This is a genomic window from Embleya sp. NPDC059237 (assembly GCF_042754105.1).
Lineage (GTDB): Bacteria > Actinomycetota > Actinomycetes > Streptomycetales > Streptomycetaceae > Embleya.
Genome location: NZ_JBHZAE010000027.1, coordinates 41,855 through 62,985, shown reverse-complemented (window position 1 = coordinate 62,985; position 21,131 = coordinate 41,855). Strand labels below are relative to the sequence as shown.

The window sequence follows — 21,131 nt, the reverse complement described above, 5'->3', positions numbered from 1 at the left end:
CGGGGCCTTCCGCACGCCGGGACCCCCTCTGTCAGTGGGGTGGATTTACCTCGAGGTGCGCGAGGTCTGTTCGAGCGCGGGGAGCAGCAGGTGCCACGGGTACGCGTCGACGTGGTCGCCTCCGGCGCCGGGTTCGTGCAGTTCGTATACGTCGGGCCCGTACAGCACCCGCACGCCCCACTCCCGCAACTCCTCGATGCTCCGCCCGAATTTCGGGTGGGCGGCCTGGGCGCGGTTGGTGAACGGCATCGCGACGACCGGCAATTGCTTGCCGATGGCCTCGGTGAGCAGGCCCAGTGCCAGGGTGTCCGCGATCCCCAACGCCCATTTGATGACGGTGTTGACCGTCGCCGGAGCGACCGCGATCGCGGTCGGCGCGGGTAGCACGTCGGCGTCGCCGGGCCGTTTGTACTCGCTTCGGACCGGATGCCCGGTCAATTCCTCCAACGCCGGTGCGTCGACGAACGCGCGCGCGTTCGGCGTGGTGATCACGCACACCTCCCAGCCCCGTTCCTGGGCGAGGCGGACCAGGACGGCGACGTCGCGCGCGGGCGGGGCGGCGCAGGCGATCACGTACAGGACGCGGGGGGTGCCGGGTGTGGTCATGCGGGTAGTCCAGCGCGCTGTGCGAGTTGCCGCAACGGCCACGGTGGGCCGGTGCGCGAGCGGCGGACCAGGTCGGTGACCACTGCCCGGGCGAGGGGTCGGCACCGCACCTCGGCCGGCGCCAGGTTCTCCGCGTCGAGGATCGTGGTCAACGCCCGGTCGCCATCACCGGTTTGCAAGTGGGCGCGGGCGACGTCGACGAGGTGGTTCGCGCGCCGCTCCGGCCGCAGCGTCGCCAACCCGGCCGGGGTGATGCGGCTGGCGGCCGCGACCGCGGCGGCTCCGTCGCCCAGTTCCACGCACGCCGACACCCGGTGCACGCCCACGTTCGTGGGGCCGAACGCGGTCCAGTAGTCGTCGCGTCCGTCCCCGACGTGTCGGGCGGTGGTGTCGGCCTCGGCGAGCAGGTCGTGCACTTCGCGGTCGCGCCCGTCCCGGGCGGCGGCGATTCCCGCCTGCAGCAGCAGCGTGCCGAATACCGCCAGGCGCCCGGTCGACGGCGCCGCATCACCGGTGGACAGCCGGTCCGCGGCGAGTCGGTTCAGGTCGTACGCGGCCGACGCACGCCCCTTGGCCAGCAACGCGTTCGCCACCCGGTAGGCGCCGGTCCCGGTCAGTTGCAGATCTCCGGACCGTTCGCTCGCCGCGAGCGAGCGATCCGCGGCGAGCCACGCCAACTCGGCCTCCCCCAGTTTGCGCAGGGTGGACGCGGCGACCTGGTACGCCTGCGCGAGGAACCCGGCGGCGGCGAGGGCGTCGTCCCCGTCCATGGAGGCGGCGGCGGCCTGGGCCTGGTCGATCAGGCCGGGCAGGGTCCGGCCCAGGGTGCCGTAGTCGGTGCTGGCGAACGCGGCCCACGCTTAGTGCGTGCCGATCCGCAGCCGGCCCAGGTCCGCGGGCGCCGTCGGGGTGGGCGCGAGCAGGGTGTCGTACCGCTCCAGGGCCCGGCGGATCGCCGCGACCTCCACGCCGTCCAGACACGTGTCGCTGTCGCGGGCCGGCTCGCGCCCGAGCAGGATCTGCACGTCGATCCGCAGCGCTTCGGCGACCGCGTCCACCAGCGGTAACCGCTCCAACGCCCGCTCGCCGGACTCGATTTTCTCCATCCAGCTCAGCGACTTGCCCAGCCGGATCGCCAGTTCCCGCTGGGTCAGTCCCCGCCGTTCGCGCCAGTAGGAGACCCGCTGTCCGATCGTGCGCTGTGTCGCCATGGATCACGCCCCGAGCCCGGATACGCGACCCCCACATTTTGTGGGGGTCTGCCGCCGCATCCCCTCCTAGCCTGACCTACCCCGAACCGCCTCGGAGCCGATCACGGACACCGAGGACGGGGCGGAACCGCCGACCGGTTCCGCCCGGGACCGGTCGGGCGCACCCGTGGGCGCCCGACCGGACCCGACCCCCGCCCGGGACCGGCCCACACCGGCCCTCGGGCGGATCCCCGAATCCGAAAGGCCTACCGATGCCTCGTTCTCCTCACACCGTCCACGCGACGGCCGGGCCGCTTCCTCAGCGCCCGGTGCTCATGCGGTTCGACGCCGGCGCCCGCGACGGGATCGACCTGAACCTGACCGTCGAACAGGCCTGGGACGTCGTGGAGGACCTGGCCGCGATCCTCGCCCGCCACCCCGCGCCCACCGCGCGGCCGCCCCGCCCGGCGACGTCGTGACCCTGTCCCGTAGGCCCGTGCCCCCGCCGGGACACCGGATCGGATCCCCGACGGCGGAGGGGGCCGCCGGGGACCGGCCGGACCCGACCGGGTCGCCGATCGTGCTGCCACCCGCCTCCCCGTACGCGCACACCGGCCGCCTGGACCACGCCATGCGCATCGAGTCCCCACTGCCCGGGTCCGGCGTCGCCGTCGACACCTGGTGTGACCCCGCGTTCGAAGCCACCCGACTCGCCGTGCTGGTCGAGGCGTTCCGCGCCGTGGCCGCCGGCGCCGCCCGCCTCGACGACGTCCACCACACCCACCCCCGCCTCGTTCGCGGACTACTCGACACCACCGAGGCTCTGTGCCTGCCCGGCATCGCGCTCGGCCCCGACCTCGCGATCGAGTCGAGCCGGCTCCTGACCCACCGCGCGGGACAGGAAGCAGCCGTGCCCTGCCACCAGGACGGCATCGCCCCCGGCCTGCTGCTGGACGCCCGTCACGCCATGACCGCGGTCTACCTCCTCGCCCACGACGGCGCCCTGCCGTTCGCGCGCGTGGCCGTCGCCTCCCTCGCCGACGCCTACCTCCCCCACCGGCCCGTCGCCGCCGGGGCGTTCGGCACCTTGCTCCGAGCGGAGCGCGGCCGCCGCCGCTGGATGGGCACCGACATCGACCTACGTCCGGGGCAGGCCCTGTACCTCGACACCCGCACGCTGCGCTCGATCGGGACCGACGCGTCCTGGAGCGCATTGACCCTGCGGCTGGTTACACCCCTGGGCGTTGTCCGCCGCCCCGCCGACGCGCCGGTACTGCGCTCGTTGCGAGCCGGCAGCCGTGTCCGCTGGCACGACCCCGCCTCGCTGCAGCGGGCCCGCCGTCGCGCGTTCGGCCCCGGCCACGACACCGGAGCCGACGCGATTCTCGCAGCCGCCGCCCCGGTGGTCGCGATCGCCTCGATCGGGGAGGAACCCCACCCGTGATCCACCACCCGCGTCATGACCCGGTCGCGATGCTGCGACTCAGCCCAGGCGACACGGTGGCGCCCGGTGAGGTAGGCGCGAGAGGCGCAAGGGCGTCAACTACCCACTCACCCTCGCCGAGTTGCGCCGCAGCCAAGGCGGCTCCGCCGTCGACCCGGACACTCCTTACGTGCTCGGGCGTGAGCCGACCGAGAACCGGGAGCCGGCCGCGCCCCCTCGAGACTCGGCTGGTTCCCGTTCGGCCGGTCCGGGTGGACGATCCGCGTGAACTCGCACGCTTCCGCGACCTGGCGCGGGCCGCCACGCTCGTCCTGCCGGTTGTCGTTCTGGGACCCGCCCTCGTTGCCTGCCGCGCCGGCGGGAGAGGCGACCGTCGCCGTTGCGGGGGGCCATATGCGAGCCGTGGGAAGCCCGCCGACCTGGACCCTCGTATCCCCGGCGCGCCGGGACTCCGCGCCACCACACAACCTCTTGCCGCGCGGCTGGATTCCGCTTCGGCTTGGTGAAGCCGGGTGCGCAGTGATCGAGTGTGGTGGTCCTGCTCAGGGCAACCGCGCGTGACGCTACGTCGGCGGGTTCACCACACGTTCGATCGGCTTGCCGCCCCAGAGATGGGCGTAGGGATGGCACTTCGGACATTTGTAGAACCTGTTGTCGCCGGCGGTTCGCCAGCGGGCGCCGATGTAGCCCGGGACACTGTCGCCGTCGCACTCTCCGCACCACGGGGGGAGGTCGATCGGGGTCGGCTTCGGCTTCTCGAAGTGCAGGACGTGTCCGTAGTACGTGCCCGGGCCGGGGATCACCCCCATGGTGCAGTCCTCGACGACATAGTCGTCCATGACGCGGCTCGCGGCGGCGACGACCGCCAAGGCTGCGTGTTTGCCCCCGATCACGGGGAACAGGTCGTCGAACAGCGCAAGGAGTGCACGCCCTTCCGCGGCAAGAATTGCGTGTCCGGTCATTCCGCAGTCGCAGCCCTCCGGTTCGGCATGCATCTCGACATGGCATTCCAAGAGGTCGCGGAAATCCTGCCCGTCCCAGGCGTCGGGATTGGCGCTCAGCCAGGCGAATGCCCGATTTCCATCGAGTTCGCACTCCCCGTCGTCGTCGTGGTCTTCGTCGCCGTCGCGTTGTGTCGGGAGGACGACGGGCGGCGGTAGGGCGGCGACCAGGGCGGCCACGGAGGTGGTGTACGGGTCCTGGTCGAGGACGGTCAGGAACAGCGTGCGCGTGAGCGCGGCCAGTTCGAGTTTCCAAAAGGCGGGCTTGATGTGGTGCACCGGGTCTGCTGCGGCCTTCTGCATGTCGGATTCGAGCTGGTTGACCGCGTGGACGGTCATGTTCGCGATCGGCGCGCGTCGATGCGTCTGGGCCGCGACCGCTCCCTTCTGCACCGCCCGCCAGGCGAGCATCACCAGATCGGCCATCGGCCGCACTGCCGCCGCTCGACGGGCCGCGTCACGCAGCCGTGTCCGATGATTCTCCGGCACCGCAGGCAGGTTCCGAATGGGCAACTGTTGGTCGAAGTAGCGCAACACCTCGTCGGCGATCACCTCCACGAGGAGTGTGGTCAACTCCTCACGACGCGAGGCCGTCATGCCGGTCGGTTCGAGTCGTTTCGTCAGGTGCGCGTCCAGGGCGGCGGCGGCCGATTGTGGGTGGGACCCGTGTGGGCTGTGGTGCGTGGCCTGCGTTGGACGGTACAGCTCGGTGAGCTCGGCGGGGCTCACGTCCTCGTACACACCCTCGGCGGCACGCAACGCCTCTTCGAACGAGGCCGGTTCCCACACGAAGGCATCGACGCTCGAGTCGGCATGGATCGCCAAAAGGCCGGCGCGCACGGCCGAGGCGATCAGCTCCGGCTGCTCGTCCGTCGCAGCGGACAGGCGCATCGACCACTTCGACAGCGGGGCGACGACCCCCGCCTCGGGGGCGTACCGCAGCATCGCGAGCGCCACCGCCTCCTCCCGTACACCCGCCTCGGGAATCGCGTCGGGCATCTCGACGTCGGCATACTTCCGCACCACGCAGTCCCTGCGCGCCGCCTCCCACGCCCGCCGCGACGCCTCACACCGGTTCTGGGTGTCCGCCCGCACCCGCGCGACCTCCCGAGCCGCCTGCTCCTCCGCCCGTCGTGTGGGGTCGTTGAACCAGTCCAATTCGAACCGCAGGTCCGCGTCGCAGTCGACGCAACCCTCCTGCGTGGTGCGCCCGAGGCGGTACACCCGATCGAACGCCGCGCGCGATGACAACGTCAGCGGCCCGCCGCATCGTACGCATCCGAGCCCGGGCACGACGGCCGTCGCCGACGCCAGCGCGATCATCCGAGCATTCGGCCCGATCCCCGAGACCGTCTCGACCCAGCGCGTCGTCTCTCCGAGCCCGTACGAGCCCCATCGCCAATAGCGCGAAGCCACATCCACGTCGTCCGGCGACACGCCCGCCCGGGCGGTCAACACCGGTGGCGCCACCCTCCCCGAAACGCCGGAATTCTCGGTCACCACGGGCCTCCCCTTCCCCCGCGAGCTCCCGCCGGCGGGCATCGTGCCCGCACCGGCGGGCGTCCCGCGTCGCTCGACCCCACGCCGACGACAGGGGAGTACTCCCGAGCGGCACGCCTGACCGACGAGCCGCGGTCACGAGCGACACGCAAGCACCGTCGTGCCCTGTGGGAGCGACACCGAGCCGCATCGTAAAGGTGGGATCCCCGCCGAACGGAAAGCCGTTGATCCGAGTGAGTGAACAACCCGGACATCCATCGCGTCCACCGGCCCCCTCAACGGCTGCCGCAGCGCGGCATCGCGAGCGGGACTGGCAATCCCCGGAAGCGGGCGGCCATGACTCGCTACCACACGAACGGGCGCCCCGCTGAGGCTGATTCCTCTGCGGAGGGCTCGGTGGCCCTCCGCAGAGAATCAGTGACTACCCCCCTTGAACGACAGCGATGATGACCGTCGATACGACACTGAGGACGCCGACGACGACCCCCGCGATCACCCACTTCTGATCCCGGGCGTCAGGTTGCCCCTGCGCAGAGCTGTGGCTCTCGCCGTTCGTCGTGGAGGCATTGCGCCGGGGAGACCGTCGATTCCGTGCAGGGCCAACGATCAGGGAGAACGCGAGGAACGCGAGGAGAGCCAACGCGACCAGAACGACCAGCGCGAACGCGAGATTGGGCGAGAAGTCGTCTTGCCCCAGGACTACAGCGGCTTGCGCCGCGATCGACATGCTCATGGGCGAGAGCCTCACAAACCAAACTTGCCGGAATTATCCGGAGAATCCAATTCAACCCCTGCAACACTTAGGCGATGAGCCGAGGACATGGGGTCGTTCAGCGCCGAATCTTGGAAACCCTGCAAGGGATCGAGCGCGAGTTCAGTGGAGCTTGGGTCCTGCTGCCGGCCCTGGCCGAAGCCAAGAGGCCCAAGCGCGGGCCTGAGCGCTCCGAGATCGAATCGACGCGTCGCGCAGCCAAGAAGCTCGCCGACGAGGGTCTGGTCGAGATTCGCCACGAAGGGTTCGGCCTCAAGGGCACCCAAATGGTCGTGCGCCTGGCCAACCGGGACAGACCCCGGCCGAGCGACAGAGAGCAGAGCAAGAAGCTCATGCAGCTTCAACTCGCCGCCGACCTCGTCAACAAGGATCTCTTGGCAGAGGGGTCGGACTACTTGCTCAAAGCAGTCCGCGCCGAGGAGGTCGAATACATGACCGTGTTCGCCGATTTCGGCTCGGACAACAAGCGCAGCTATCCGGCGGTCTACCTCCGCTGAAGGAACCCAACGTCTGCTGCCAGCGTCAAGCGGCAGGTGGGTGCGTGCGCGCTGGACAGGCCCAGCGGAAGTGCCTCCTGGAGGTCAACCCCGGCCTGTACTTCGAGAACGAGATGCGCGAACGGGCTCGTAGATCAAGGAATTCCGGTCGGGCGGATCGGAGCCGGGAGGGCCTCGGGCGATGCCTGCGAATCCCGTTCGAGTGAATCTCGCCTACCCCCACCGCAGCCGTGGATACGATCCGCTCATGCCTGTCATCGGCCCCGGTCCCGGCGTTCCCGAGTACGACGACCACGACGACCACGACCCGAGCGCCCGGGACTCGCCGTTCCGGCGGTGGCTGGCCGGGGAGCTCGACGATCCCGAGGCGGAACACGACGACTACGACCCCGCTTGGCGCACCCAGGACACACCGTTTCGGCGGTGGTTGGTCGACAGGCTCGCCGCAGCCGGCTCCGACCTCTCCGACGAGTTCGCCTGCTGCTACGCCCCTGTCAACCGCTACCGGGGCCTCGACGACGGCGACGTACAGCTGCTCGCCATTCTCACCGACACCTGCGTCGACGAGGTGCGGGCCGCCCACAAGGCCGACCTCGAGAACTGGGCGCGGGAGCAGCAGTTGCGGGACCACCCCGACCTCGCCGTCCTCGACGCGGACCTGGACCGCATCCGTCCCCGCCCCTGACCTGTTGTCGCCGGCGGTTCGCCGGCGGGCGCCGATCTTCCGGTGATGCGAAACCCGCTCGGCCCGGAGCGAGCCGGGAACCGGTCCACGGGCGCGTGCGTGCGGGATGGAGGAGGGGCGGTTGGACCGACCGGGTGGGCAATTCGGGTGAACTCGTCCGAGCAACGCGCGAGTTCGTGCCTCCTGTCGCTGTCGGACCACTACCTGTGGGGGCATGACACGCTTCCGCGCGCCGGCGCTGGCCGCCGCTCTATCCCTGCCGATGGTCGTCCTGGCCCCGATCTCGTCGCCCGCCGCCGCTGGTGCGGGCCCCGGGACCGTCACCGCTCCGTTGTCGTCGCTGATCGCCGCGCTGCCGGTGCATGCCGAAGGCAGCCGTGACGGCTACGGCCGCGAACAGTTCAAGCACTGGATCGACGCCGACCGGGACGGATGCGACACCCGCGCCGAGGTCCTGCTCGCCGAGGCCACCGTCCAACCCGAGGTCACCCGCCGGTGCACCATCACGGCGAACACCGGCCAGTGGTGGTCCTGGTACGACGAGACCACCCAGACCGACAAGTTCGACGTCGACATCGACCACATGGTGCCCCTGGGCGAGGCCTGGGACTCCGGTGCCGCAGCCTGGACCGCGGCCGAACGCCAGGCGTACGCCAACGACCTGGACGACGAACGCTCCCTGGCCGCCGTCCACGACAGCACCAACCAGAGCAAGGCCGACCGCGACCCCGCCCAATGGATGCCGCCCGCCGCCTCGGCGACCTGCCGCTACCTCACCGACTGGGTCGTCGTGAAAACCCGATGGGGCCTGAGCGTCGACACCGCCGAACTCGCCGCCCTCAACCGCATCCAGGCCCGCTGCGACGATCCCGTCACCACCGTCACCCGCGCCCGGTAGACGCCGGTCCATCACGGGGACGAGGCCGACGATCGGCCTTCCGCGGCGACCACCACTCACGACGGAAACGGAATCGGAACAGTGCCATGAACCTGAAAATCACCCTCGCGACAGCTTCGCCCGCCTGCCTGGCACCTCTCACCGCCGCCGCGCGGTGACGGTTCTCGTGTCTCTGTCGTGGTTCGCCCGCTCGGGGTTGACTACATCTCCCAGCGTCGTTCGGGGTGCTCGGCCCAGGCCCATTGTCGATTGGGGTCGACGGTGATGCCGAAGTCGTAGCCGTGGACGCGGTGTTCGTCCTGCCATCGCAGGGCGGCGTCGACCTCGTCCCACAACCGTCTCGGCCCGCCCTGGACGGCCTTGCCGATCCCGGGCCGGTCGTCGACCAGCGCCCAGGAACGGCCACCGTCCCACAGCCGCCACACGGCCCCACCTCCGAGCGTCTCCAGCCGTACGTCGGGCAGGTGCAGCGCGACGGCGTGGGTGAAGTTCCCGTCCGCGTAGAGCGACTCCAACACCCACTCCACCGCCGCCTCGCCCGTGGCCGGCTCGGCCTCGCGCGCCGCCTCGAACCCTTCGCCGCCGTCGTCGCGTTGACCGCGCAGCTCCATGAACGCCACGCTGCGCACGAATTTCCCCGACGCCGTGCCGTCGTCGCCTGCGACCAAGCGCAGGAGGGCGCCGGCGCCGCAGCCGGGCGACCAGGGCGCGACGATCACCGCGTCCGCCCGGGCCTGTTCGATCCACGCGTACGGCACCTGGTGGGTGAACGCGGCGGTGGCGTGCACCCGGTCGAAGGGCGCGTGATCGGGGGCGCCGAGCGTGCCGTCGCCGGTGATCACCGTCGGCGCGAGGCTCAGCCGGGCGTGGGTGGCACGGGCGCCGGCCGCGAGGGCGGGGTCGATCTCGACCGAGACGACGTTCTCGTCGCCCAGGCGCCACGCGAGCAGGGCTGCGGTCCAGCCGGGTCCGGTGCCGATCTCCAGGACCCGTTGGCCGGGATGGACGTCGAGTTCGGTGAGGAAGGAGGCGACCGCGCGGTAGTCGCTGAGCGAACTGCTCGCCACATCCCCTACCGTGTCGGCCGTGCCGTCGTCGACCTGGGTGACCACCGGTTCCGGCCGCAGGACCACCTCGTCCCACGCGTCGGGGTCCGCGTGCCGGTCGACCGCGGTGTAGCGGCCGGTGGCGGGGTCGGCGCGCCAGACCGTGTCGGGCGCGAACGCCGCGCGCGGCACGGCGAGCATTGCCTCGCGCACCCACGGGTGAGGGAAGGCGCCCTCGGCGTCGAGGGTGCCCACGATCTCGGCGTCGCGCACTACGGCTTGTCCTTCTTGCGGCGTCCCGGGCCCGGGTCCCCGATGCCGGGAAGGGCGCCGTCCTGCTTCTGTTTGGGGTCGGGCTGCGGGGGATCGGGTTGGGGCGCAGGCGGCTTGCTGTGATCACCCACGACGGGTCCTCCACGTCCTCGGAAACGAGATGACGCTTCGAGCATGACGCGATACGACGAGCGACGGCAAGACCGCGACGGTCGGTGCTCGGCCGCACCCGCGCGGCGTCCGGGGCCGAGCACACCGAAGACCCGCCGACCGACATTGCTCACCCGCGGCGATCGGCGCGGCGGCGTCGCGCCGCCTCGCGTACTTGACGTGCGGCGTGGCGGTACGCGTTCGCGAACGGGCCGTCGGGCAGGTCCAGGACGCGGTCGCCGACGCGTCGTTCCGGGCGCGCGCGCCAGGTGTGGGGGAGTTCCGCCAGGACCGGGAGTCCGCTCGCCGCGATGTCACGGTAGACGGCGTCGTGGAAGTCGCGGTGCGTGTCGGGGTCGGCGTCGTCCTCGACGGTCGTCACCAGGCCGACGCAGGGTTGCATGACGATTCGGTTCGCGAACTCCCGCCGGAACAGCACGGAGCTCTGGGCGGGGGTCAGGTCCAGGCGGTGTCGGCGCGATGTGGGGTCCAGGCGGCCGAGTTCGTCGATGGGGATGTCCAGACGCCACCCGTGGGTGGCGATTTCCGCGCGGGGGATCGTCATGATCACCGTGTCGTGGGCCGCCGTCGGGACACAGCGGGCGTCGTCTCCGATGCGCACGACGTGGTCGTAGCCGCGCAGGGCGGCGTCGATCGTCCGGGCGAGGGCGGAACCGGGAGCGGAATCCGGGTCCGCCGTCGTGCGGAGCTCGGCCGGGGGAAGCGTCGCCACCAGGACGTCCAGGACGCCGGACCCGGGTACCGCGATCGTTCGCGTCCACCACGTGTCGGCGGGCGTGCACGCGTCCGCGCGCCGATCCGACCTCGAGGTCACCGCCAGTACCCGGTGCCCGTCCAACGCCCAGGCCGCCGCGAAACCCCACGCGATCGTGGGCGCCTCCTTGGGCAACAGTTCCCACGACTGCGTGGTACGGACCTCGTGGACGAACGCGTATACGGCGTCGCCGGATCGCCCGGCGCGCAGCCGCCGCAACGCTTCCTGGTAGCCGATGCCCTCCCGCGCGGCGAGGCGGCGGGTCTGATTCTTGCGGGCCTGGTTCGACGACACGATCGCTCTTTCCGGACGTGCGGTCCCGTGACTCGCACGCCCTGGGCCCGGAAGGCAGGAGACCGGAATCCGACGGGTGCGTGACGACGCGGTGCGTCTTCGGGTCCTTCGACACCCACCCGGCCACGGGACCGGGCGAGCTGGGACCGAGGCGTCGATCGTGCTGCCGAACCTCCCAACGACGCAACGACCTTCGGGACACGGCCTGCGGGGACTGCGATTCACCTTCACCACTCACACACCCGACACCGACGACTGGACTGCGCGTGTCGACGCGTTGACCTTCCTGGGGATGAACGACGTTGGGCGAGCCGTTCACCTTCGCCTGGCTTACCAGTGCCACCTCGTCCGGTACATAGCCCCCGTCCCGGGCCGCCGGACGCGGCCATGCCTACCTCTGCGAAGCGAGTGTCGTGATCAGAGGTTGGTATCGGGTGTTGCCGTTCGGTGCGATGGAGGCCGTCTGGCTGAACTCGCGCCAATTGCGCGGGTTGGTCGTCTTCCGCTGTCGTTCGCCGAGCAGGCCTTGGACAAGGGCGAGTTCGAGGTCGGTGAGCCGGTCGAGGAGCCATTCTCGATCGGCGAGGAGGGTGGTGACGGTGCCGGTGGGGCGGGTGTGGGTGAGGTACTGGACCCGCAACCGATCGTGAGTGTCGTACCAGTGGGGAGTGGCGGGTGACTGTGTCAGCCCGGCATCGCGCAGGAGTAGGTCGCAGGGCATGGCGACGGAGACGGCAGCGCCGAGGGAGCAGTCGTATGACTCGGCGCTGTGGCTGTAGTGCTGCGCGGCGGGAACCACCACGACGGGCTTTCCCCGATACATGGCTTGGGCCTGCGGCACGCCCTGGTGGATCGGCAGGGTGTCTTCGATGGCCGGCGCCCTGTCGTCGCTCACACGGCGGGCGAGTTTGCGCAGGTTCTCCTGCCGTACGAGTTCGCGGCGCCTGTACCAAGCAGTGACCATGTCCTCGTCCGACTCGTGCTTCGACGAGCCGTAGCGCAAGGCCGTGACGGTCTCGGCGAGTGCCTGAGCGCCGCTGATCACGCCGTTGTCCACGCTAGCACCTTCGCCGTCCTCTGCTCCGATGCCGGATCGATCTTGTTCGGGGTCGTGCTGCGGGGCGATGACGTGGTGGGAGTCGTCGTCGGGCTCGGTCCTCGGGGCAGGTCTGGGAAAGTCGGCCCAGTGGACGCCCCGACGTTCGGGGGCTTCGGGCATCCACCGTCCGATCAGGGAGCGGCCGGTCAGAAATGTGTCGAGTGCGGGGCGTTGCCGTGCGGGGACGAGCCAGCCGTGGATTTGGTGCCACTGCTCGGCCTCTCCCGCGATGTGCGTCCATCCGCCGCCGTCGTGATCGTCGGTGACGTACTCGTCGAGCACGATCCAGCGCCGGCCGTCGCTGTCGGTCCTGACGGCGAGTTGCTCCAGATTCGGCAGGTTCGTTTCCCCGCAGATCCAGGCCTCCTCGCCGCCCGGGGTTGGGAGGTTCGGAGGCGTCGGGGTCCAGAACCCGCCGTCCTGCTGATCGGGAAACGTCGCATACGCCTGATCGCGCTCACGGTCGGGGACGCTCCGGGGCCCGAACGGGTGGCGGGCGGGCGGCAGCGTCGGGTCGATGTCCACGAGCAACAGCTCGGCCGCGCCCGGGTACTTCGCGGCATCGTGGGGCCGTTGCCGGTAGGGGTGGTGGTGATTGGCGAGACGCTCGATCAACTCGTGGAAGGCGATCCACTGGTATTTCTTGCCGATGCGCTCGGGCTTGTGGCCTTCTCGCCCCCTGCCTCTGCCTTCCCGGAAACGGTCGAATTCTCCGAACCGTGCAGGCGACCAGCCCAAGTCGGCGACCCTGCCCAGGACCCATTGCCGCGCCCAGTCGCCGGAGACACGGGTGTCGGCGAGCTGCTCGTCCAAAGAGCCGGGCGCCCGGCATGCCTGCAGCAGGGCGTATTGCTCGTCGGTGAAGGCGCTGCGGGCGGCCCACGCGTCAGCCAGCAAGCGCTCGACGGCCCCCGGGCTCGACAGGGCTTCTCGGACATCCGCGGGGAGACTCTCGGCGAGCGCGGGTACCGCGTCCGGGACCACCACGGGCGTGTCGTTCGCGCGTTCCCAGGAAGGACGTGGATACGGCGTCCCCAACGGCAGCATGCAAAAGCTTTCCGCCGCGGGCTGGACCCGATGTCGACCGAAGTCTCCGAAGTCGCTCAGCGACGCCAGGACGGGGCCCCACGAGGTGGACGGGTCCTCGCCGGTGGGCAGGCGCAGGTCGAGGTCTTCCCGAGACCGAGCCGGTCCGACATCGGGGCAGGGATGGGGGTGACGCGCGGCGGACGCCTCCGCGGAGCCGATCAGCCCTGCCCGCGCTGCGAGTTCCACGACACGCGCGGCCGCATCGCACAACAAGACGCTGCGTGAGGCGTGTGCCGGGCTTGCCGCATCGCCGTACACATACCGCAGGATCCGGCGCGCCAGGCCCTGGAGCCGTTCGGGATACCGCGCGCCGGTGCGCGCGGCCACCCCGTAGGCCACGATCACCAGCCGCTCGAACAGGTACGGATCGTCCACCGCTTCGGCGTCTTCGTCGAGAAACCGATCCAACAGCCCGCTCAACACGTCGGGGTGGCCCAGGAGAAGCTGCACGAGCGCCTTCGTGGCCCGGTCGCGCAGGAATCGATTCGACGACGTCAGGGTCCACACCAGCGTGGTCGCACCCAGACGCACCACTTCCTCGTCGGATCCCCCCGTCGCGGGCTCGAAGGCGCGCCCGGAAGGGCGTGCCCGGACCTGTAGGGATTGACGGACGGGCCTTGACTCCGGCAGTAGATCCACGGGAAGGGGATAGGTCTCCGCCCATCGCAGAAGCCGATGCAACGCCGTGATGTCCCCCAACATGGAGTACGTCCCGATACCCCATGACCTGTCTCGCTCCAGGCGGCCGATTCGAGCGAGGTGCCGATGCAGCCGGTCGGCGTTGAGCGGATGAGGAGGGTCGGCGGTCACCGAGATGACGGAGTCCAGCAGACGATTCTCGAGCCCGTACTCGGCTGCCGCCGCGCGCAGAAGTCTCACCGTACGCTCGGTCACCCCGCCGGCGACGCGAAAAGGCAACGTCGACACCAGACTCCACGCCAGAGACCGCAGCTGCGGCGCCCGCACCGCCGGTCCCGCGCTGCCGCAGCCCGGCGGGAACCCCGGGCGGCCGCACAGGAGATCGACCAACTCCGTCGAGAACCATCCCGGCACGAGCATCGTGGCCGCCTCGATGTGATTGGGGGAGGCGCTCTCCAACCAGGCACGCAACAACGAGTCCGGCTTGAGCCCCTTCTCGGGATCGGCGTCGAGGACTTCGTCGCGGTGGCGCTCGAGCACATGCCGGACGATGAGATCGTCACCGAATGCCTGATACGGGAACCCGATCCCCGTCGACGGTTCACTACCGGGCAGAATCTCCGTCGACAGGACCTCGTGGGCGATGAGCTGGCCCAGCATGGTCTCCGGCCACTCGGTCGCATGCGGGGCGAACGCTTCCACGATCCCACGAGCGGCGGCGCGATCGAGAACCTGCCGTCCCTCCTCGGCCATCCGCGCCGCGACAGCCTCCACCGCAGCCCGCACCGGCCGCTCCACCGGATCCAGGCCCAGCCGAGTGCAGATCTCCTCCTCGCGGGTCCGGACGAACGCGTCGAATACGGCGCTGCGATCACGCGCATCCACGGAGACGCCCCACCCACGCGACGCCCCGCCCGACCTCTCCAGACCGACCGCGTACAGCTTCACGAACAACGGGTTCCTGAACGCGGGAACGAGCAAAGGCGCCTGCGGAGCCGCGGAAGGCAACTTCCGCAAATACGCCTCCAATGCCTCCGCCTCGAGCCCGGAGAATCCCGGATGCTCGGTCGTGGCCCCTGCGAAAACATCCGGCAACACCCGTTGCGCCAACGTCGACCGGCACGACACGACCAACGCGACGTGCTTGTACCTCTCCAGAGCGGCCAGCAACGCCGGCAACTCGGTCTTCCACGACTCGGGGGCGTTCGCGTCGTTCAACGCGTCGATGGCGAGGAAGAACCGGCAGCCACTCGCCGCCCCGGCGGCGTCCATCGCCTGCAGCAGACGCCGATGCGTGATCCCGCCCATGCCGGCGGCTGCCGCGATGCTCGCCAGCGGCTTCGTCGCGTCCAACTGCGAGCCGAAGAGGACCAGCCCCGGTCTCCCGCGCCCCACCGCACGCCGAACGGCGTCGACCAGCAGGTGCGTCTTGCCCTGTCCCGCCGGCCCGGTCAGCAGCCAGGCCTTGGTTTCCGCCGCCTGCCCCTGCTCCCCATCCAGCAGCTCCAGCAGTGCCTCGCACGCGTACTGCGCGTCGTCCCATACCCGGCCATTCACGGTCTCGCACTCCGGGTCCGGCGAGGACACAACACCATCGTCCGCCACGGCATCGGTGACATCGGCAGGCGCCGAGTTCCGTTGATACCGCAGCACGTCCAACCCTTTCAGCACCCGGGAGACCACCACGGAGGCGTCGCCGGCGGGGAAACCCACAGCAAGCGGCCGATCGGCCACCAACTCCCGGACCAAGAGCTCCATGTCTTGCCGACAGTCATCCGCCGCAGGTGTCATGCGATCCGAAACCGCCATCCGCACAAGCTTGTGCGCGGTGTGTACGGCTCGCTCGATCCGTGCCCGAAACTCCGGGACGAGCGCGCAAGCATCCGGGATCGCCTCCTGCGGCAGGGGCACATGATGCTCCGGCGTATACCGCGCTCCCGCGCGTCCTTGCGCTTGGCGGGCCATGTCCGAGCACCACTCGGGGCCGAACACCTCCTGATCGAAGAAGAACCACCAGCGGCCCTCGTGTTCCGGCCTGGCCGCGCGACTCAGCAACTCGCCGGAGCCGACGAACACGATCTCGACGCCGGACAGGCCTGGCAGCTCGCTCTTCCACCGCGCAACCGCGTCATCCCAACGGATTCTGGCTCCCCTGCGCTCCCGCCCGGTTGGGGACGTCGGCACGGGGTCGGAGAGATCGAACGGGGCGAGGAACGTCAACCTGGTGATATTGCGTGTTTCGCGGTTGGAACCGACCGTTTTCGCGCTCTCCCGCGCCACGGGTATCAGATCGTCGACGTTGTGGACGAACTTGACCTGGAAACCATGAGCGTCGGATCCGTTCGGCGCTTCGTCCCACCACTCGACCCCGCCGTCGGGCGCTGCCGGCTTGAACGTTCTCCAGCCGTGCGCAGCAGGCTCGCGTAGCTGATAGCACAGTTCCTCGAAGGCACGATGCTGAGAACCGTTCCATGACCGGATGCTCCGCCAGTCATGACCTGCGCCCAGGGACACGGGACCACGTTGCACGCTCTACTCCTGCACACCTCACGAGCACGCCGTTTGCACGGCACCCACCTGCGACTCTCCGAAATAGCGAGCCTACGCGGGAAATGATCGGCATCTCTCCCACTCGCCATCACAAGCGGCGGTGAGGACGTGGTCGCCAGCACGTTGACCACGGACGACGATGCCGAGTTTGGGTGCGCGCGGGTCCGCGCCCCCCGAGCACCGCCGCTCGTGGCCGCCGCGTCGCCGACCTCGAAGCCCGACTCCTCAACCCACCCGTCGGAAAGGTAGTCCGGCAACGCCACCCCGGCAGAGGAGCCTGACCACCCATCCGGCTGGCTCGAACAGGCTGCTCCCGGCGCGGGCGTGTGGTCCGTTCACGATGGCGTTGTCGTTCATGAAGTTGCGGGGCGCAACGTGTGGTAGCCGCCGAGGATCGATGTTCCCGAGGGGTGGCCGGGCGTGGCGCGTGTCGGTGGTATTGAGTTGTCGTTGGCGGATGTGGTCGGTGGTGCCTACGATCCGGTCGCGTTCGTGTTCGGTCTGCGGGTTCCCGGTGCGTGCCGGTGCACGGGGTAGACCGCGTCGAGCGGGCGGGTCCACCACTCGTTCATGCCCCCGAGCACCTGGTCGGTGATGGCAACGGCGCGACTTTCGGCCGCCGGTCCGGTGGCCGAGGGCGACGCGACACCGGCCGCGCCCACACGGTCGGCCGCCGTGCCCTGGACCCGCCGCCCGACCATCACACCGCGCCCGATGCGTCCGCGCCCGCGCCCGGACCGGTGGCGTCGGCCGAGCCGGCCGCGCGGGCGGCGGGTCGTCGTGCGCCCGCGCGGTCGGGCCGCGGGTTCGGCGGCTGGCACTCCTGCAGCTGGTACCACCGCCACTGATGCCGCCGAGGCGCGGTTCGAGGCGGGCCCGCTCGCCGTTCTCGATCGTGCGCTGCGGGGTTTCATGGCGTACCTGACGGGCGGACGAACCGTGCCCTGCCCGGCGAAGTCCCTGCCGGACGTGGTCGCGTGGGCGCTGGCCGCCGGCCTGGGCGCGCCGCGCCTGCATCGCGCCACGCGGACCCGCTGGTGGTGGTTACCGCGGCGGCGGACGAACGCCTGGGCCTGCCGGCCACCCTCAAGGACCGCCGGAACCTGCGCCTGCCCGACGACCACCGGGTCGTGGAGCAGGTCACCCGGGACTGGTGGCGTCCGACGCGGCGCGGTTTCGCCCCGTGGGCCAAGGTCTAACGTCCGCCCGCCGAGGGTGGCCGGTGCGAGTGTGTGCAGTTCGCGTTCCTCGGCTGGGATGCGCTCGACACCCACCCCTGGGTCGGCGCCGCCACCCTGCCCCCGGCCGAACTCGACGATCTGCTCGCCGCCTACGCCACTTGCGTGACCGCGCCGGACCGTGGAGCCGCGGTCGTCTGCCAGCGGCGATGATTCGGTAGGGCGTAGGACACCGGCGGCTGCGGCGGTGCAGGCGCACGGTCTTGACCATGGCGACGGCGGCCGCGGTGGACAGGACGGCGCGGATGCCGTTCCAGATGTTCCAGGTGGTCTCGAAGTCGGCGCGGGACTTGCCCGGGTCGGCGCTGCCGGCGTGGGCGAGTGCCTGGTTGAGCGGGACGTTGATGCCCGAGGTGGTCAGGACCGTGGTGGTGTGGAGCCCGAGGGCGACGAGGGCCCAGCGCATTGCCGTGCGGCTGTGCGCCCGGAGTTTCCAGGCGACGATTGCGGGGGCGGCCATCGCGGCGGTGAAGACGGTGAAGAACAGCGGGTTCTCGATGCCGCTGTTGATGTTTTGCATGGTGCTGACGAAGTCGGCGTCGCCCTTGGTGCCCAGCCACGGCATCACCGCGGCGGAGAAGGTGACGTAGGTACCGGCCATCAGGCCGTTCGCGGCCGCGCCTGCGGTAAGCCAGCGACCGGCAGTGCTGCGGCCTGCGGCGATCGGGCCGGCGGGGGCGAGGGTGTGGTCGGTCGTGGCCATGGCGAACTCCTGGGGAGGCGAGGATGGGCGAGGGAGGAGCGGTTCGCGGTTTCTCGCCTTGCCGCTCCGTTCCCGACACCTCAAGGTTCTCGTCCACGCAGGAGTCGATCAACGGTCGTCCTCGCAACCACGGTTGACCCCGAGGTTATCGATGCAACGGAGGACGTTCGGCCGGGTGGCCACGTCCCCTGGGGCGAGCGGCCGGAACGCTTAACGGGCCGGCGTTCCATACGTCGATGGCATCGATCGTTTGGAACGGCACTCGTTGCGGCTCATGCATCTCGCGCCCGGTCGAGGTTGCCTTGTACGGTCGCGATCATCGGATGGCCCGGGCTGAGTACCCGCTTGCAGTCTTCGAGGGTGCGTTCGTACAGTTCGGCGGCGCGGCCCACGTCGCCCGCGGACGCGTAGGCGTGGGCGAGGTTGTTGCGGGAGGCCAGGGTGTCGGGGTGGTCCTCGCCCAGCACCCGCTTGCAGTCTTCGAGGGTGCGTTCGTACAGTTCGGCGGCGCGGCCCACGTCGCCCGCGGACGCGTAGGTGTAGGCGAGGTTGTTGCGGGAGGCCAGGGTGTCGGGGTGGTCCTCGCCCAGCACCCGCTCCCGGTCGGCGAGGGTGCGTTCGAACAGTTCGACGGCTCGACCAGCGTCGCCTGCGGACTCGTAGACATACGCGAGGTTGTTGCGGCAGGCGAGGGTGTCGGGGTGGTCCTCGCCCAGTACCCGCACCGAGTCTTCGAGGGTGCGTCGGAACAGTTCGAGGGCTCGACCCACGTCGCCCGCGGACTCGTAGGCGCCCGCGAGATTGCTGCGGGAGGTCAGGGTGTTCGGGTGGTTCTGGCCCAGTACCCGCTCCCGGTCTTCGAGGGTGCGTTCGTACAGCTCGATGGCCCGGCCCACGTGACCGGCCTCCCGGTAGGCGTACGCGAGGTTGTTGCGGGAGTTCAGGGTGTCGGGGTGGTCCGCGCCCAGCACCCGCTCCCGGTTTTCGAGGGTGCGTTCGTACAGCTCGATCGCTCGGCGCACGTCACCGGCCTCCCGATAGGCGCCCGCGACGTGGCTGCGGGAGGCCAGGGTGTCGGGGTGGTCGCGGCCCAGCACCCGCTCCCGGTCTTCGAGCGTGCGTTCGTACAGCTCGATGGCCCGGCCCACGTGACCGGCCTCCCGATAGGCGTACGCGAGGTTGCTGCGGGAGATCAACGTGTGGGGGTGGTCCTGGCCCAGTACCCGCACCGAGTCCTCGAGGGTGCGTTCGTACAGCTCGATGGCCCGGTCCACATCGCCCGCCGCCCGGTAGGCGCCCGCGAGGTTGTTGCGGGAGTTCAGGGTGTCGGGGTGGTCCGCGCCCAGCACCCGCACCGCGGTGGTGAGTGCACGCCGGAATGCCTCGATGGCGGGCGCCAGCGCGCCTTGGTTCTCCCGGTAGGCGGCCGCGCGGTCGAGAATGTGAGCGGTGGCGGCGGTGTCCTGGTCGGGCTCGTGTCGGCCGGTGAGTGCGTCGACGTGGGGCAGGAGGTCCCGGCATCGGGACCAGTTGGTGGGCCGGTCGACCTCCCGGGGGAACGTGTCGGCTAGGCGGGCGGTGGCCTGCTCGCGACCACGCTCGACATCTGTGGGTCGGCGGTGGGGGTCGCTCTCGTCGGTGGTGCGGGCGAGGGTCTGGACGAGACGGTGGACGGTGAGGGTGCCGTCGTGGTTGTCGGTGATCATGTTGTAGGCGACGAGCCGGCCGATGGCGGTGGCGAGTTCGGGGGGTTCGGCGACGGTGTCGAGGAGATTGCGCGGGATACGGTCGGGGGCGTACCAGGCCAGGATCCGCAGGATGTCCCCGGCCGGCGGGGTGTGGGCGAGGTGGTCCAGGGTGACACGCCAGATCCGGGCGACGGTACGCGCGGAGTCGGCGCCGACGGTGGCAGCGGCGAACATCGTCGCGGGCCATCGCGCGAGCATGTCGAGATAGGCGATCGGAGTGGTGCCGGTCTCGGCGCAGTACGCGGCGGCCTGTTCCACCGCCAGAGCCAGGTGTCCCAGTTCCGCGCAGACCGCTTCGGCGCCGTCGCTCTCGCGGGGGCCGTGGTGGGTGAGGATGCGGGTGAACAGGTCGACGGCGTCGACGGGTTCGAGGACGTCCAGGCGCAGAGTGGTGGCGTGGTGGTGCCAACCGGAGGCGCGCCGGGTGGTGATCAGGACGCGGCCGCCGGGGGTCCGGTCGAGGAGGGGACGGATGCGGGTGGGATCCTCGACGTTGTCCAGGACCACGAGCCATCCGGCATGGGTGGCGAGCCAGGAGATGGCGCGTTCGGTCTGCAACTCGACCGGCAGGGCTGCGAGTCCGGGTTGCAGGACCCGTGCCAGCGCCGCGATGCCCGCGTCGATTGCGGCGGTGGTGTCGGCGGTGATCCACCAGCGCACCGCCTCGGGCCGTCGGGCGGTCCAGTGCGCGGCGAGTGCGGACTTGCCGACGCCGCCGAGGCCGTGCACCGCGTGCACCACCACCTCGCCGGTGTCGGCGAACGCCGCGTCCAGCCGTGCCAGGTCATCGCCGCGGCCGACGAACAGCGTCGTGGTCGGGATGTTCGACACCCCGGATGCCGCGGCGTCGTCAGGGATGGGCGCGTACGCCTCGGCCGGAAGAGCGACCTCGGCATGGATAGCCACCGGGTTGTACTGGTCGCGCCCGGCGGCG

At 70.5% G+C, this 21,131-nt stretch carries 17 protein-coding genes and 1 pseudogene; 7 read left to right on the top strand and 11 right to left on the bottom strand.

The genetic code is table 11. The features are described 5' to 3' along the window. Positions 1-45 precede the first annotated feature (45 nt). The 3 genes from ACFXKZ_RS48010 to ACFXKZ_RS48000 form a co-directional block, all read right to left on the bottom strand. The gene (locus ACFXKZ_RS48010) at positions 46-606 is read right to left on the bottom strand and encodes a flavoprotein (RefSeq protein ID WP_380013241.1); all 561 of its coding nucleotides are present in this window, start codon (positions 604-606) and stop codon (positions 46-48) included. Next, on the bottom strand, positions 603-1,376 hold the full coding sequence (locus tag ACFXKZ_RS48005; protein ID WP_380013238.1) for a hypothetical protein: 774 nt from the start codon (positions 1,374-1,376) through the stop codon (positions 603-605). The genes ACFXKZ_RS48010 and ACFXKZ_RS48005 overlap by 4 nt, the downstream gene beginning before the upstream one ends. A gap of 90 nt (positions 1,377-1,466) precedes the next feature. Then, a complete protein-coding gene (locus ACFXKZ_RS48000) occupies positions 1,467-1,817 on the bottom strand; it encodes a helix-turn-helix domain-containing protein (protein ID WP_380013235.1) in 351 nt (116 codons plus the stop codon). A gap of 251 nt (positions 1,818-2,068) precedes the next feature. On the opposite strand from ACFXKZ_RS48000, the gene ACFXKZ_RS47995 reads away from it, so the two are divergent. Together ACFXKZ_RS47995 and ACFXKZ_RS47990 are read left to right on the top strand one after the other, a co-directional pair. Continuing rightward, entirely contained in the window at positions 2,069-2,275 is a 207-nt protein-coding gene (locus ACFXKZ_RS47995) for a hypothetical protein (RefSeq protein ID WP_380013232.1), read from the top strand. Positions 2,276-2,292: 17 nt separating this feature from the next. Then, positions 2,293-3,240 carry a hypothetical protein gene (locus ACFXKZ_RS47990; protein WP_380013229.1) on the top strand — a complete coding sequence of 316 codons (948 nt, stop codon included), beginning with the start codon at positions 2,293-2,295 and terminating at the stop codon, positions 3,238-3,240. A gap of 563 nt (positions 3,241-3,803) precedes the next feature. Here the strand turns inward: ACFXKZ_RS47990 and ACFXKZ_RS47985 are convergent. Both ACFXKZ_RS47985 and ACFXKZ_RS47980 read right to left on the bottom strand, forming a co-directional pair. Next, positions 3,804-5,741, bottom strand: a complete 1,938-nt coding sequence (locus tag ACFXKZ_RS47985) for a hypothetical protein (RefSeq protein WP_380013226.1) — start codon at positions 5,739-5,741, stop codon at positions 3,804-3,806. A 421-nt stretch (positions 5,742-6,162) separates the two neighbouring features. Next, positions 6,163-6,474, bottom strand: a complete 312-nt coding sequence (locus ACFXKZ_RS47980; protein ID WP_380013223.1) for a hypothetical protein — start codon at positions 6,472-6,474, stop codon at positions 6,163-6,165. A 110-nt stretch (positions 6,475-6,584) separates the two neighbouring features. Here ACFXKZ_RS47980 and ACFXKZ_RS47975 point away from each other — a divergent pair, with 110 nt between their 5' ends. From ACFXKZ_RS47975 to ACFXKZ_RS47965, 3 genes are all read left to right on the top strand, one after another. Continuing rightward, positions 6,585-7,010 carry a hypothetical protein gene (locus tag ACFXKZ_RS47975; RefSeq protein WP_380013221.1) on the top strand — a complete coding sequence of 142 codons (426 nt, stop codon included), beginning with the start codon at positions 6,585-6,587 and terminating at the stop codon, positions 7,008-7,010. A 247-nt stretch (positions 7,011-7,257) separates the two neighbouring features. Continuing rightward, on the top strand, positions 7,258-7,695 hold the full coding sequence (locus ACFXKZ_RS47970) for a hypothetical protein (RefSeq protein ID WP_380013218.1): 438 nt from the start codon (positions 7,258-7,260) through the stop codon (positions 7,693-7,695). A gap of 214 nt (positions 7,696-7,909) precedes the next feature. After that, positions 7,910-8,593, top strand: coding sequence for an HNH endonuclease family protein (locus ACFXKZ_RS47965; protein WP_380013215.1), 684 nt, complete (start codon positions 7,910-7,912; stop codon positions 8,591-8,593). A 200-nt stretch (positions 8,594-8,793) separates the two neighbouring features. Here ACFXKZ_RS47965 and ACFXKZ_RS47960 read toward each other — a convergent pair whose 3' ends face one another. The 4 genes from ACFXKZ_RS47960 to ACFXKZ_RS47945 all read right to left on the bottom strand — a co-directional run bounded on the left by ACFXKZ_RS47960 (position 8,794) and on the right by ACFXKZ_RS47945 (position 16,472). Beyond that, positions 8,794-9,912, bottom strand: coding sequence for a methyltransferase domain-containing protein (locus ACFXKZ_RS47960; RefSeq protein ID WP_380013212.1), 1,119 nt, complete (start codon positions 9,910-9,912; stop codon positions 8,794-8,796). After that, complete coding sequence (locus ACFXKZ_RS47955; RefSeq protein WP_380013209.1) at positions 9,912-10,043, bottom strand: hypothetical protein; 132 nt, start codon at positions 10,041-10,043, stop codon at positions 9,912-9,914. The genes ACFXKZ_RS47960 and ACFXKZ_RS47955 overlap by 1 nt, the downstream gene beginning before the upstream one ends. Positions 10,044-10,192: 149 nt before the next feature. After that, positions 10,193-11,131 (bottom strand): hypothetical protein, encoded by a 939-nt coding sequence (locus ACFXKZ_RS47950; RefSeq protein WP_380013206.1) that lies wholly within the window; start codon positions 11,129-11,131, stop codon positions 10,193-10,195. Positions 11,132-11,522: 391 nt separating this feature from the next. Next, entirely contained in the window at positions 11,523-16,472 is a 4,950-nt protein-coding gene (locus tag ACFXKZ_RS47945) for a hypothetical protein (protein WP_380013203.1), read from the bottom strand. A 1,073-nt stretch (positions 16,473-17,545) separates the two neighbouring features. Between ACFXKZ_RS47945 and ACFXKZ_RS47940 the strand changes: the two genes are divergently transcribed. Together ACFXKZ_RS47940 and ACFXKZ_RS47935 are read left to right on the top strand one after the other, a co-directional pair. After that, positions 17,546-17,707: a hypothetical protein gene (locus ACFXKZ_RS47940; RefSeq protein WP_380013402.1), complete on the top strand. Its 162-nt coding sequence runs from the start codon at positions 17,546-17,548 to the stop codon at positions 17,705-17,707. A gap of 33 nt (positions 17,708-17,740) precedes the next feature. Continuing rightward, complete coding sequence (locus tag ACFXKZ_RS47935) at positions 17,741-17,899, top strand: hypothetical protein (RefSeq protein ID WP_380013399.1); 159 nt, start codon at positions 17,741-17,743, stop codon at positions 17,897-17,899. 121 nt (positions 17,900-18,020) lie between these two features. Here the strand turns inward: ACFXKZ_RS47935 and ACFXKZ_RS47930 are convergent. Further along, positions 18,021-18,206 (bottom strand): annotated as a pseudogene (locus ACFXKZ_RS47930) (anthrone oxygenase family protein); the annotation flags it as partial. A gap of 515 nt (positions 18,207-18,721) precedes the next feature. Then, positions 18,722-21,103: a tetratricopeptide repeat protein gene (locus tag ACFXKZ_RS47925; RefSeq protein ID WP_380013200.1), complete on the bottom strand. Its 2,382-nt coding sequence runs from the start codon at positions 21,101-21,103 to the stop codon at positions 18,722-18,724. Positions 21,104-21,131: the final 28 nt, after the last annotated feature.